The following is a 13973-nucleotide window of genomic DNA, read 5'->3' on the forward strand; positions in this document are numbered from 1 at the left end:
GTACCTAATTTGCGTTTGTCCCTAACAATTCGGCGATCGCTTGCCGTTCTAGTGGAGTTTGAGACGTCGGTGTTTGTCTAGCATCGGTAATCAACCAGTCTAAAGCTGCGGCTTGGACATCTATTGTTGCCCCAGTTTTATCTACGCAGTATCGTCCAAACACTAACTTATCAACCAGCCGCGCTCCTGGGCCTAAACGCGACCACTCAAAAATTACACTGTTTTCTACAGTTGCACCACTGCAAATCCAGCAATTTGGGCCGATCATTGTGGGGCCGACAATTTTAGCTCCATCTTCAATTTTGGTCATGCCACCAATGTAGACTGGGCCAGTAATATCAACTTTATCCCAGTTCATTGCTACATTTAAGCCAGTGTAAATACCGGGGGCAACTTGCTGACCGGGAATTTGGACATTTTTAATTTCTCCGGACAGCACACCACGAATTGCCCGCCAGTAGTCTGGAACTTTACCAATATCTACCCATTCAAAGTCCATCGGAATGGCATAGAACGGCGCACCTAATTCCACTAGTCTGGGAAATAATTGGCTACCAATATCGTACTCACCACCTGAGGGAATATAATTCAAAACCTCTGGTTCAAAAATATAGATACCCGTGTTGATATTGGTACTTAGAGCTTCGTCTACCTTGGGTTTTTCTTGGAAAGCTTTAACGCGTCCTTCTTCGTCGGTGACAACTACACCGTAGCTAGAAACTTCTTCTTGAGGAACGGATTTCATGATGATAGTGGCAATCGAACCCTTAGATTTATGCCACTTCACAGCTGCCGTCAAATCTAGGTCAATTAAAGCATCTCCGCACAACACTACAAAAGTGTCATCAAAAAATGGGTAAAAGTCCTGAATTTTTTTCATACCGCCAGCGGAACCAAGGGCTTCTCCCACCAGCGTACCTTCAACAATTCGTCCTTCAAAAGAATAAGCAATCTGGACGCCAAACCGCTGCCCATCACGGAAATAGCTTTCAATTTCCTCTGCCAAATGGCTAACATTGACCATAATTTGGTCAAACCCATGTTGGCGTAACAGTTCTAGTAGAAATTCCATCACTGGCTTTTGCAGGATGGGCATCATCGGTTTGGGCATAGTGTACGTAATCGGACGAACACGAGTTCCCTTACCCGCAGCCAGAATCATCGCCTTCATAAATCTTTATTCCTCAACCACAAGCCAGTTAACTTTCATGGAGTGATATTTCATAGTCAGTTTATTTTATGCGCTGAGTCATCCTGACAAGGACTGAATTAGGGGAATTAATGAACATGGTATTAGCATAAGCATAGGTTAATGATATGCGATCGCCAGATGATTGCTCATCTGTTCAATGTACTTAAATTTTGGGGTTGTTTGAAACACTAGCTGAAACATTAATTGTATAAATCATGTGTATTTTTGAGCTAGATGCCTACGAGTGATTTTCGTCGCTCCTACTTGGAGGCTCGCGCCCACAATAATGATGAAAACCTTTGTAGCCTAGTTCCCCCTATCTAATTCCTCGACGGTTCCAAGCTTTTTTCGGTACTTTGTGTGTTTGTGAGCAAGCGAATTTTAATATTCTGGTAAAACTCTTCTTGAAAAAGCTCCACCTTGGATTGAGCCGAAAGCAATAACAATGCCCAAAAAACACCTACTAAATGGCTGTTTGGTGAGTCGTGAGCAGAGCCATTGTGTTGTGATTGCTTTGTCTGAGTCCACAACTGTACCAGTTGTTCCAAATCCAACCAATTTTGTTCTAGACACAGTTGTGTTGACCAACTGTACAATACTTGTTCTAATTCTCCAGCTACTTCTGTAAGGTTTTCCTGGTGAGCCAACTCCAGTGCCGCCCGCATCGATTGCAAACCGGGTTGACGCCGGGGACGAGGTGGTTTGTTGACTTTTTCCACTAGTTTTAACTGTTCTGCCATTAACTGCAATTGCTCGATTAACTCTTGCAGAGTCACACGACGCTTCGGCGGAGGCATGGCTGCCGGGCGACGACGCAAATGCCGTTCTAATGGCAATCGATGATTTGGAGATAAAACTGCGTCCTCTGGTTCTAAAAAAATATCATCTCCAAGAGTTTCTTGCTCTTGTGCAGACTGCAATTGCATTAAAGTGTTGGCTTTAAATAACACCAGCATTGATGCTGAAAGAATTGCTTGTCCAGATTGAGATAAGTCGGCTTCATAAGTTCTATGAGTAGCCTCTGATGCCATTAATTCTATATAAAGGTCAATTACCTCAATAACTTGGACATCCCAAGGATCGATTTCCCCGGCTTGTGCCTGATTTATGAGATTCTCAATTGTTGCCAGTAGCTCGGAAGCATCCATCAACAAATACTGTGGTTAGTAGTTAGTAGGTAGTAGTTAGTAGTTAGTAGAGGAACTGTAGGAAGAATCCTTCTCCTTATCTTTCCCTCCCCGTGTTCCCCCTCACGTCAGTCGCCTGCGGAGGAGCCATTATCTACTAACCACTATCCACCAACTTCTCTTGGTATTGTGAATAAAGTCAGACTTAAGCAAAAGATAAAAATTATTACAAAGTTTATTTGTCTCATTGGATACTAGATAGTAAGTAGTAAGTTCTGCTTAATGATTTCTAAGAAATCACAAATTCTTATCTTAGGAATTGTAATTTTTGATTCCATAAGTCCCTAAGTTAGTACATTTAGAGATATGTGTGTATTGCGAGTTTACAAACAAATGTTATTGGAGAGAGTATAAAAAATCAAGTGTAATATGATATTTACGTGTACAAATAAATGTATCTAGAAATACTTTTATCTGTTTTTGCAGCGGTAAGGGTTGACTAGGGACGCTTGAAGGGGAGTGGGAGAGCGAAGTAGAACTCTTCTCCACCTCCCCGTGTCCTTTTCATTACCCCATCCCCTTTACTCAAGAGGCAACTCTGGTTCAATAGTAATTTCTGATACAGGATTTTTGGGCTTGAAGTTTTTCAGAGCATCAAATGTGCCTTTGATTGTGCCAGCAATCGGTACAGCAACGAGTGTTCCCAGTAAACCAGCAATTTCAAATCCCATCAAAATTGCAACAAAAATCCAGATCGGATTCAGTCCAATAAAATTTCCTAGTAACTTGGGGCCTAGCAGATTATCTTTAATTTGTTGCATAAAGATTGCCGCCACTGCAACTTGAACTGCTAACCACCAACTTTGCAGCAACAGCAAAATCGTGACGCTGCCAATGCCAAGAGTTGCTCCCACGAAAGGAATGAGTTCAGAAATGCCGATCCAGATAGCAAACACAAGTGCAAAGGGAACTTTTAAAATCAAAAAAATGGGAGTAAGACTTACTACCATAAATAGCCCCAATAATAATTGGGAAAGGAAAAAGTTCTGGAAATTTAACCGTAAGGAAGTGGTGAGAGGTACACGAATACGGGATGGTAGGAGCTTTACCAAACCAAACCAAACGCGATCGCCATACAACAGCATATAAAATGCCAGTACGACTACTAAAACCACGTTAATTATTCCTGATAGTAATGTTCCAGCAAATCCAACAGCAGTTGAAGCTAATTGCTGCACCAGATTCTGAATATTGGCATTGATTTGATTGCTAATTACAGTAAAATCTAAAGGCAAACGTCGTTTCTTAGCCAAAGCTTCTATATAGTCTAAGTTATCTTGACTAGTCGCAAGCCAATCAGGAATCTTGTTTAATAGCTGGATAGTTTGGTCAATGACTATCGGTACGAGTGTAACGCCCAAGAATACTACTAGTGTTAAAGTCAGCAGTAGTACAGCAATCACTGCCTGTGTGCGAGAAATACGAGCTTTCTCAAAGAACTTAACTGGATAGTTCAATAAAAATGCGAGAATTGCCGCAATACTAAGAATAGTAATTGGATGCTGGAAATAGCGAAAAAAAACAGACAGCAACCAGATGTTGAGCGCAATGATTGGGCCGCTCAAACCATAGATTAGCAGATTTTGAAGAGAGGTCCAACGGCGCATTTGAGGCAATATATTTGAAAAACTCCTTAGCTGTTGTGAGTAAAAACTACTTAATACTGATTATCATCATAGATATTTTTCACAGGTAGATGACTTACCTTAAATTGAATAGGTTGGCACAAATTAAAGTTAACTAAATAGGGTTGTCATTGGTCAATAGTCATTAATTATGAGTGAGGTTATAGATGTGTTTACTTTTCGTAACATAGGTATGATGATTTCCACTCATACCAAAATGACGTAGGAAGTCTTGTTTCAAAATTCTGGACAAGCCTACTAATCAATGGTTTTAATCCAAAATCTAAAATCCAAAATTAGTATCACCTATTTAGTCAAAAGGAAGCAGAGCGCAATGGAAAAAACTTTAGCCGACCTTCGCAAAGATTATACATTGCAGGGCTTGAGCGAAAATGATATTGACCCAAATCCTTTTATACAATTTCAAAAATGGTTTGACCAGGCACTAGCTGCCCAATTGCCAGAACCAAACGCGATGACTGTTGCTACTGCTACACCAGATGGCAAACCCTCGGCAAGAATGGTGCTGCTAAAAGATTTTGACGAACGGGGTTTTGTTTTCTTTACCAACTACAACAGTCAAAAAGGACAAGAACTCACCGAAAATCCTCAAGCTGCTTTAGTTTTTTGGTGGGCAGAACTAGAACGGCAAATTCGTATTGCCGGGTATGTAGAAAAAGCTTCTGAACAAGAGTCAGATGAGTATTTTCAAAGTCGTCCTTTCAATAGCCGCCTCGGTGCTTGGGCATCTCATCAAAGCCAAGTAATAGCAAGCCGAGAAGAATTAGAGGAGCGTCTGCAAGCACTGCAAGCAAAATATGAAAATCAAGATATACCCCGCCCTGCTTACTGGGGAGGTTTGCGTGTGATCCCAACAGAAATTGAGTTTTGGCAAGGACGCCCCAGCCGCTTGCACGATCGCTTGCTGTATACTCGTCTTAATGATGAGAGTTGGAAAATAGAGCGTTTGTCACCCTAAAACAGAAAGACTTCTGTCTACATTAACCCCATTTCATGCAAACCCTGGCGTAGCCGTTTTGCTTCTTCGGGGTTGTGTTTTTCATGGATAGTGATCGCTTGGCGAAAAGCCTTCAAACTGCCTTGTACATTGCCAACTTTCAGCAGCACTACTCCCAAGTTTTGATAGGCATCTGCATTTTTAGGATTTAAGACAATTGCTTTTTGATAAGATGCGATCGCCTCTGTAAATAAACCCATTGCTTTGAGAGTCATTCCCAGATTGTAATGCCCTGTAGCAAAACTAGGATCTATCTGCAAAGCTGTTTCATAAGCTGTTTTCGCACCTTTGAAATCTCCAGTTGCTTTTAGTAAATTGCCTAAGTTATTGTATGCTCCCAGCTTCAGCATGGGATAAATAGGTAATTTAATTGCAGCTTGATAATAAACAATAGCCTGTTTGACATTTTGCAAACGGCTGCAAGCAATGCCCAAATGATAGTAAAGTTCGTATAAAATGTCGTAATTATCCCCGGCAATTTTAACTCCTTTGGCTAGTAAATCTACACCTTCAGCTATCTTTCCCGTTTCTACGTACAAAGCACCCAACTTACTGCATACATAAGGATCGTGGGGATGGGTTGCAAGAAACTCTTCCATCGCTTTTTGGGCTTTAAAGTGTTTGTTGCTTTGGGTAATCGCACTTTTTTGATAACCAGAATGTAGAATTGCTACACCTTGCAAATAGCCAATCTGCCAATGGGGTTCTTGGCGCAAAATCTCGGTGACGCTATCATCCACTAAAGCGTGGTAAGGACGAGAAAAGCGAATTTTTGGATGGTTACGAAATAGGCGAGAAACCAAGGAATAGGGGGATTGTACAGCACCCACCTCTTGACGAAGGAGGTTAATGAGTAGGTATTCCTCACTGTGCATTGCTTCTCGCAACTGCGGTACAATTTTCTGCGTCAGGCTTTCGTCTGCATCTAATACTAAGATCCAATCACCTGTCACGTATTTTAAAGCTGCATTCCTAGCGGCACTGAAGTCATTGCACCATTGAAAGTGATGTACTGTGGCACCAAATTTCTGAGCAATTTGGGGAGTGCGATCGCTTGAACCTGTATCGAGAACCACCATTTCGTCTACCACATTTTTGACGCTGCCCAGGCATTTGGGTAGTACTCTTTCTTCATTTTTGACAATCATGCACAGGCTCAGTTTCATAATCTGCCTTTATCCGGACTTACTGCAAACAAGAGGGCGATCGCACTATGGGTGCTAATTCTGATTTATAGCACTGTCTGGATGGGATGGGATGTAAAGCAAATCTAAGAAATTACTTGGCATAACTGAGGAGATGCGATCGCACTACTAAACCTCGATTCGCAGTAAATATAGATTGATTCGATAAACCAAGAAAAGATGTACACGAATAATTGGTGTTGCTGAATAAGGGGACGATTGAGGCTGACGCGGGGATTATGGTTGATGCAAATTCCAAAATCATCCCGCAATTATGCAACGCCTATCTATGTCTATCGGTAGTCAATTTCTAAAACATGATTTTTGCTTGCCATTTTAATTAACATTCAGACATAATTAGCAATCCACGACGAGCTTTTAAGGTAGTTTATAACTGGTGACTCTAATTATTAACTGACCTTGACGGGGATTTTGAGTGAATATGAATGCCCCTTCTTCCTTTTCGCCACTGGATAAAAAGTCAATTTGTAAGTCTCCGGTTTCAGAAATTTTCTCCCCTATTTTTAACTGCGCCATAATCTGAACTGACTCGGCTGTTCCTCCGCCTGTATTGGTGACTTCAAAAGGAACATAATATTTTCCATCCACTTCTCGGATAGTTTGTTTGTTACTAACTGAAAGTATTGGAGGTTGATCATTTTCGTTTAACCAAACATAACCCACTAAGCCGACTACTATAGCAAGAATAAATGAGGCTGCACTGAAAGTAACCCATTCAGCAACAGAACGCTTCGGTCGCTGTGATTGTGTTTCAGTGTCAGTTATTTCGCTTTCCATATAGACTCTAACGAGGATGAAAGTATGCTATTGATTAAAATAAGGGTGTATGAAAGTTCTTCAGCCCACCCCACATTCTTCTACCATTTGATTAATTCATACCGCTAACCTTCCAGCGGCACCGCCGATAGTTGCAGGTAATCCTAGTAATAATGTGTGATTCAACCACATTGTCCAAGGATCGCTCAGAGTTAATTTTTGAAAGAACCACAACATTACTGCTGCTGCCAACAGTGATATTAAGTAAGATGCAATTGTTTCGCTGATTGGTCTTTGAAAAATTCCTTGTTGTTGCCTGCGCTTTTGCTGATCTGAAAAGCCCGCTTCAAAAACAATAGCATAGGAAATGACTATAGATGCAGCCATAATAGCTAAAAGCCAAGCAGGCGGAACTGCTGCTGCTAACATGGGAATCTCATCTGTAGGAGCAATGTTAAATGCTATGACAATTGCACCGATGACAGTTGCACCAATATCAGAGAAGGTTGCATATAAATGTGAATTTTTTTTGTTTGTCGGGTAGCTTTTTTGTCCCTGTGCATTTCCATGACGAGTGTCACCCAAGAGTTGATTTGCTAGGGCTACACCAAATGTAAATGGTACGCTCTCAAATGTGATTTTACCAAGGACTTCTCTGAGTGGGGTTTCGGGTGTTAGCTCTTGCAGTAGTAGTAGTATAAATGCAGAGCAAGTCACTCCAATTGCTATAGCTTCCACTGTATCTGTTAGCGCTTCATAAGGGCGGTTACCATGTCTGCGTTTACGAAAGCCTTCTGTTCGGTTGAGCAAGAAAACTATGATAAATGTGAGTGCGATCGCAAACATTAACAATGGTGGTTTTGCAAGCGATCCAATCCACCATACTTCCATTGTGTACAGCAAGGGGATACCAAATAAAAAACCACCACAAGCACCTCGAATGATATCGTTTATCTCGCTTACCCAGATATTTTTATGACGCTTGCTTTTCACACCCATAGTCTTTTTGCCATGAAGATTTGTTTTGAGAGAAATAGGTAAGCATAATTTATGCTCGACTATGCGATTAGCATAGCTTATCGGAAGTCAATAGCACTCTAAACCCGTCATGACGTCTATTTAATTATTTACCAAGTAAGCCTAGAGCATCTGAGAATACTATTACTTAATAGAGTTTTATTTCATTAAAGTCTTTATTTACGAAGTGATAAATAGTAACTAACAACAGAACTTAATTTTATTTATATCTCACTCATAACATCAGCTTTGATTTACATAACTTCTGCTATTTTTGACTATAAAATCTGTCTTTAGTTATCCTTATTCAAGACGTAATTTATATCTATTGATAGGTGTAAACTCTATCTACATCAGGATATCTTTAATTTTGTCAATGCAAAATTCTAAATGTAATTCAGAGGAAGAACTATGAGCTTAGAAAAGAGAGTAGAGGCGACTGCCAAAAATATTGAGGGTAAAGTACAGGAAGTAGTTGGTGATTTAACTGGTAATCCAAAAGACCAAGCCGAAGGTCAAGCAAAACAAGCAGAAGCCCAGCTTCGTCATACTGTTGAAAATATTAAGGATGATGTTAAAAAATCATTAGACTAGTTCTATCTTTTTGACTATTAGAAATTAATCAAAAACTCCACTTAACTTAAAATAGTGGAGTTTTTTTATAGATTATGAAGAATAAAAAAAGGTTAGCTACCTCTAAATCGGCTCTAACCATATTTTTTCCTGGCATTCATTTAAACTGCGCTGCGCCGAGTAATTAAACCCCAGATAAAAATTGCAATTATTGCGCCAATAATTGCAACAATCAAGCCAGGGATACTAAGAGTGCTTGCGGTTAATTGTAGCGTCCCCGTATTGATTAAAGAAACAATACTTCCACCGATAAATGCACCGATGATACCTAAAATCATGGTTGCCAGAATCCCACCACCCTGACGACCAGGATAAATAGCCTTAGCAATAGCTCCTGCAAGAAGACCGAGTATGATCCAAGCAATAATATTCATAATTTAACTCCTTGGTCTTTTTCTACTGTTATTCTACTCCTAAATACAATAACAATTACAGCTTTTCTTTTCTTCTATCTCAAGTCCAGTCACTTTTCTATCGTAAGAAGTAATTGTTACCAACTTTGTTTTAAATATAATTACTTAGACAAGGCATGGGCTTAAAGATAATCTTTTTTGATTAAAATTAATCATTTTAAATTAGAACTATTCTTAATATTTTTTTTATTAATGACTTTACAGCAAATTTCATTTATTGGAGCCACAATTTCTTCTAGGGGTGGGTTTAGCAGATATCCTTTTAGTTTGAGCTAGAGATTGAAACAAAACCCGCCCTTACAGTATCCTGTGGTCTATTCATCTGAAAATAACTTTAATTATAAGAAGTTAAAGATACTATAAAAATTTATCTGTATTCAATACCACAAATAATCAGCAATAAACAGCACAAAGTGATTTTGTTTGTTTACTCTTGATATAGCATCCAGATTCATACCACGATTTAGTAATGCCTATAATTTACATACACCAACTTGAGAGGATCGAAAACCATATTAAAATCCCTCCAACCATTGATGAAGTGAGATTGGAGGGTTCTGAATCGACTGTAATTTTGAGCGATAACTATACGATAAATCGCATTACAGATGACAGACTTGTTAGGTGAGAGTAAGTACAAAAAAGACTGATCGAATCATATGCTCTTGCTAGTTCTTAGTCATCAATTACCGATTTTTCTATAAATCGTTAACTGCTAACCATTTTCCAATCGCTATGAATCATTAATGCTTTAAGCTACTAACCCTGAGCGCAAGGCGCGCACAGCTGCTTGAGTACGATCATCAGCACAGAGTTTATTAAGAATGTTGCGAACGTGAGTTTTTACTGTTCCAACTGTAATATACAGTTTCTCTGCAATTTGTCCATTACTACACCCAGCTACAATCAACTCAAGTATTTCTAGTTCCCGTTGAGTTAGCGGATAAGTTTCTAAAACTTGCTCGTACTCAGGTGCTAGAGCATCAATTTTTACAGTTTTGCTTTTCTCAGTGGATTGTCCTTCTGGCAAAGCTTTACGCATCTGAAGTAAGACAACATTGGCGATCGCTGGATCAATCCAAGAATTTCCTTCGTAAGTTGCTTGAATTGCTTCGGTTAACCTATCAATACTTGTGTCTTTCATGTAGTAGGAATCTGCTCCTGCTGCAAAGGCAGCAAGTACAGCATCCTCTGAGTGTTCCATTGTCAGAATGAGAATCTTGGTTGTTGAGTCTGCTGTTTCGGTTTGCCATTGCCTAAACTTACGAGTGAGTTCAATCCCATCCATGTCAGGCAACCCAATATCTACAACAGCTACATCTGGCTTCGCAGTTTCCAAAAGTTTTAGCCCTTTAGTAGCATTTGCGGCTTCACCAACAACTCTAACTGTGCTATCTGTCTGTAATGCTGCTTTTAGCCCCATTCGGGTCAAGTCGTGATCTTCAATCAGAACAATACTAATTTCGCTCATTGGTATCCTTACTCTCTACTAATTGCATCTGTCGCAGGCCGACATTTTACTATTTATTTTTTTATTTTCCAAAACTAAAGATAGATGATTTTTTCACAAAATTGCATCCACCGATAGAAGTACTCACTTTGATCTCAATTAGCAAGACTATCTATCAAAAAATCTAGCTAACGATATATAGCGAGTTCATAGAGATTTATGAAATACTAATTTGGCATGTAATTGCAATCACAAGTAGTTCGCTACCAAATTAACTTCCACCAGCCCCTCAGATGGTTTTACCCTCAAGTTTTAAGTTAGCTTAATATAAGCAAACATAGCTTAAATCTCTTGACCTAAATTCTGAAGATAAGTAAGCAAAGAATTTTGCCAGCCTGATTCCAAATGCTAATCTAAGTATTGGCAGTTCAGGTTGAGTATATAGGCACAAACGATAGTTGTTAGGATCACTATAACAATATAGATAGAAATAAAAGTTTACAAAATTTATAGATATGGTGCTAAACTCTAAATCTACTATTGATGTTAAAAAGTTAGAGCCAGAGGAAGTAAGCTTAAGTGAAAGTTGGCAGTACTTTCATGCCATTTTTAATCAAACTTCTCAATTTCTTGCACTGAATCAAACCAGATGGCATTGTGATTGAAAACAAAGTAATTGAGCGCCTATTCTGGAAGTGTGGGTTTTGGGCAAATTCACACCAAACTCAGGAACTTTTGTCTTGGGCGATCGCGCGTGCGCAACAGGAGAAACTAGCCCCCATGAAGTCGAAGTTTTGGCAGCGGGGAATACAATTGCAAACATCGACTTTTCGATTAAACCGATCACAGATGAAACTAATCGCGTAGTCTTCTTAATTTGGGAAGCTCAAGATATTAGTAATAAAAAACGTGCCGGAGCAGAAATTTATAAGCTCAAAACACAACTAGAGAAATGTGTAGCTGAACGAACACTACGAGCGATCGCTAATCTCTGAGAGTGGATTGAAGAAGATTTACAAGGCACGCTGCCAGAAGAAAACCAGTACCAAATGCACCTGTTGTGTAGCCGAGCGCGTCGCATGGAGGCTTTAGTATCAAGATAAGGTATTTTGGATTTTCCAAACCCTACAAGCGCGTGATCAAAAAGAGAACACGGGGATAGGTTTAGCAATTGTTCAGAAAATTGTGGAAACTGAGATAGGCGCGATCGCTTTAGAATCTCAAGTCGGATGGGTTGTACTTTCCGCTTTACTTGCCCTAAGCAACCCAGGGAATTAAATGTCTAAGTTGATAATTAACCTACCTTTATCATCTAACTCTGACCAATGACTGAGGACGTCAGCTAAGTTACCAATTTACAATTGGGTTGAACTTGAGTTAGTGGTATTCTTTTTTACTGCTTTCTCAAGCTTCTTAGGTTTATGTAAGGAGTTATTTTAGTTCAACTAATTACTAAATTTAGTAATCAGTTTTAACCCTGACTCTGATACTCTAAATCAATAAGCTAAATTTGCAAAAAAATTAACTATTTCTTAAATTGAGGTGATGTTGGAAAAAGTAATCAACATACTACTAGTGGAGGATGATGAAGTCGATGTCATGAATGTAAGGCGGGCTTTCAAGAAGGTTAATATCACTAATCCACTGTATGTTGCTGCTAACGGTATAGATGCACTAGCGATGCTGCGGGGCAGTGAAGGTAAACCTCCTCAAGTTCCCGGACAGCGACGTTTAGTGCTACTAGATTTAAATATGCCTAAAATGGGTGGGATAGAATTTCTGCAAGAATTACGCTCCGACCCCAACCTCAAACCCACTCCTGTGGTGGTGATGACAACCTCTAATCAGGATAAAGACCGGGTAGAAGCCTACAATTTGAATGTGGCCGGCTACATTCTTAAACCTGTGACATTTGCGAATTTCATTGAATTAATGGCAATGCTAAACAGGTACTGGATGTTGTGTGAAATGCCTTAGTCAATTCTAAATCAAGATTGTGGAGCGTGGCTACAATCACTCATATCCGCATCCGCTATATCGATAATTTAAAATATAAAATAAATTTTTCTAATGGTTGAAAAACTTAAATGCTATACAAAAACCTAAATGTGGTACCCATAGTTGAAGGTGATGGAAGAGACGCTAAACATACTAGTTGTAGACGATGATGAAGTTGATCGCATGACAGTCCGCCGTGCTCTCAAGACAGCAGGTGTGAAGGTGGAAATAATTGAGGCAGCTAACTGTCGTGATGCGATCGCTGCTCTGAGTCAGACTGCTTTTGACTGCGTTTTTCTAGATTATCGCCTCCCAGACCAAAACGGTCTGAGTTTAATTTACGAGATCCGTTCTCGCGGCATCAAAGTTCCTTTGGTAGTTCTTACAGGTCAAGGAGATGAACAAATAGCTGTAGAACTCATGAAGGCGGGTGCAACAGATTATCTTTCTAAATCCAGAGTATCCCCAGAAATCTTAGCACAGATTTTGCGGAATGCAATTCGAGTTTATCGAGCAGAAATGCAAGTAGCATTTGTAAATCAGCAGCTGCGAGAAAGCAATGAATTGCTAACTCAACAGAATCAGGAATTAGAAGCACAAAGACAGCAGATTGAGTTGCAAAATCAAAAGCTAATGGAAGCATCCCAAATGAAAACCCAGTTTTTGGCAACTATGTCTCATGAACTGCGGACACCAATGAATGCTATTATTGGCTTTTCTCAATTATTGCTGCGTCCTCAATGTGGTAGCCTCACAGAGCAGCAAAAAAATATGGTAGAACGTATTTTTAACAACGGCAAACACCTGTTGATGCTTTTAAACGAAGTGCTTGACTTTTCTAAGTTAGAAGCAGGTAGATTAAATCTCAATCCAGAGATATTTGATTTATCTCAAGTTGTTAAAGCAACTACAGCCGAAATGATCTCCCTTGCAGAAGCAAAAAAACTTTCTGTACAGGTACACAGCAATTTACAAAACGCTGTAGTGTTCAACGATCCTTTGCGTGTGCGACAGATTTTAACTAATCTACTCTCTAATGCCATCAAGTTTACGGAGTCAGGTAGCATTGGTGTAGATGTTAAAGAATTACCCAATAATCATGTCGAAATAGCTGTTTGGGATACAGGTATTGGGATTGCCTCTTCAGATATCAAATATATATTTGAAGCCTTCCGACAAATTGACCAAAATATTACTCGTAAATATCCTGGCACTGGTCTCGGTTTGCCAGTTGTAGATGCCCTGGTACAAATGATGGGTGGTAAAATCATCGTTGAAAGTCAATTGGGTAAAGGCTCGGTGTTTAGAATCGAACTACCCCGTCAAATATTATCTGTAAAACAGCAAAGCTCGGACGGCAAGAATTTAGACAAAACGTCCAAAATTACTGCTTTGTCTTCAAAGGGAACCTCACTCAAAAAAAAAGATCTCCGCTTTGCTCAGGAGACACTGCCACCAGAAAAGGGGGATAGGTAATAT

General features: G+C 39.6%; 14 protein-coding genes. 6 read left to right on the forward strand and 8 right to left on the reverse strand.

Features of this window, described 5'->3' with window-relative positions:
* Window positions 1–4: 4 nt before the first annotated feature.
* The 3 genes from U2718_RS19375 to U2718_RS19385 all read right to left on the reverse strand — a co-directional run bounded on the left by U2718_RS19375 (window position 5) and on the right by U2718_RS19385 (window position 3986).
* Complete coding sequence (locus tag U2718_RS19375) at window positions 5–1171, reverse strand: NDP-sugar synthase (protein ID WP_341996227.1); 1167 nt, start codon at window positions 1169–1171, stop codon at window positions 5–7.
* A 341-nt stretch (window positions 1172–1512) separates the two neighbouring features.
* Window positions 1513–2340 carry a ScpA family protein gene (locus tag U2718_RS19380; protein ID WP_341996229.1) on the reverse strand — a complete coding sequence of 276 codons (828 nt, stop codon included), beginning with the start codon at window positions 2338–2340 and terminating at the stop codon, window positions 1513–1515.
* Window positions 2341–2900: 560 nt separating this feature from the next.
* Window positions 2901–3986 carry an AI-2E family transporter gene (locus tag U2718_RS19385; protein ID WP_341996231.1) on the reverse strand — a complete coding sequence of 362 codons (1086 nt, stop codon included), beginning with the start codon at window positions 3984–3986 and terminating at the stop codon, window positions 2901–2903.
* A gap of 352 nt (window positions 3987–4338) precedes the next feature.
* Between U2718_RS19385 and pdxH the strand changes: the two genes are divergently transcribed.
* On the forward strand, window positions 4339–4983 hold the full coding sequence (gene pdxH, locus U2718_RS19390) for a pyridoxamine 5'-phosphate oxidase (RefSeq protein ID WP_341996233.1): 645 nt from the start codon (window positions 4339–4341) through the stop codon (window positions 4981–4983).
* A 17-nt stretch (window positions 4984–5000) separates the two neighbouring features.
* On the opposite strand, the gene U2718_RS19395 is transcribed toward pdxH, so the two are convergent.
* From U2718_RS19395 to U2718_RS19405, 3 genes are all read right to left on the reverse strand, one after another.
* Complete coding sequence (locus U2718_RS19395; protein WP_341996318.1) at window positions 5001–6170, reverse strand: tetratricopeptide repeat protein; 1170 nt, start codon at window positions 6168–6170, stop codon at window positions 5001–5003.
* Window positions 6171–6584: 414 nt separating this feature from the next.
* The gene (locus U2718_RS19400) at window positions 6585–7004 is read right to left on the reverse strand and encodes a TIGR02588 family protein (protein WP_341996235.1); all 420 of its coding nucleotides are present in this window, start codon (window positions 7002–7004) and stop codon (window positions 6585–6587) included.
* A gap of 96 nt (window positions 7005–7100) precedes the next feature.
* Complete coding sequence (locus U2718_RS19405; RefSeq protein WP_341996236.1) at window positions 7101–7982, reverse strand: TIGR02587 family membrane protein; 882 nt, start codon at window positions 7980–7982, stop codon at window positions 7101–7103.
* Window positions 7983–8411: 429 nt separating this feature from the next.
* Between U2718_RS19405 and U2718_RS19410 the strand changes: the two genes are divergently transcribed.
* Entirely contained in the window at window positions 8412–8594 is a 183-nt protein-coding gene (locus U2718_RS19410; RefSeq protein WP_341996239.1) for a CsbD family protein, read from the forward strand.
* Window positions 8595–8734: 140 nt separating this feature from the next.
* On the opposite strand, the gene U2718_RS19415 is transcribed toward U2718_RS19410, so the two are convergent.
* Window positions 8735–9007 carry a GlsB/YeaQ/YmgE family stress response membrane protein gene (locus U2718_RS19415; RefSeq protein ID WP_341996241.1) on the reverse strand — a complete coding sequence of 91 codons (273 nt, stop codon included), beginning with the start codon at window positions 9005–9007 and terminating at the stop codon, window positions 8735–8737.
* 790 nt (window positions 9008–9797) lie between these two features.
* The gene (locus U2718_RS19420; RefSeq protein WP_341996245.1) at window positions 9798–10517 is read right to left on the reverse strand and encodes a response regulator transcription factor; all 720 of its coding nucleotides are present in this window, start codon (window positions 10515–10517) and stop codon (window positions 9798–9800) included.
* A 494-nt stretch (window positions 10518–11011) separates the two neighbouring features.
* Between U2718_RS19420 and U2718_RS19425 the strand changes: the two genes are divergently transcribed.
* The 4 genes from U2718_RS19425 (at window position 11012) to U2718_RS19440 (ending at window position 13970) form a co-directional block, all read left to right on the forward strand.
* Complete coding sequence (locus U2718_RS19425) at window positions 11012–11161, forward strand: hypothetical protein (RefSeq protein WP_411813327.1); 150 nt, start codon at window positions 11012–11014, stop codon at window positions 11159–11161.
* A 39-nt stretch (window positions 11162–11200) separates the two neighbouring features.
* Entirely contained in the window at window positions 11201–11491 is a 291-nt protein-coding gene (locus U2718_RS19430; RefSeq protein WP_341996247.1) for a hypothetical protein, read from the forward strand.
* Between the two features lie 550 nt (window positions 11492–12041).
* Entirely contained in the window at window positions 12042–12473 is a 432-nt protein-coding gene (locus U2718_RS19435; protein ID WP_341996249.1) for a response regulator, read from the forward strand.
* Between the two features lie 153 nt (window positions 12474–12626).
* Entirely contained in the window at window positions 12627–13970 is a 1344-nt protein-coding gene (locus U2718_RS19440; RefSeq protein ID WP_341996251.1) for a hybrid sensor histidine kinase/response regulator, read from the forward strand.
* Window positions 13971–13973: the final 3 nt, after the last annotated feature.

This window comes from Chlorogloeopsis sp. ULAP02, assembly GCF_038404745.2.
In the GTDB taxonomy this organism is placed as follows: domain Bacteria; phylum Cyanobacteriota; class Cyanobacteriia; order Cyanobacteriales; family Nostocaceae; genus Chlorogloeopsis.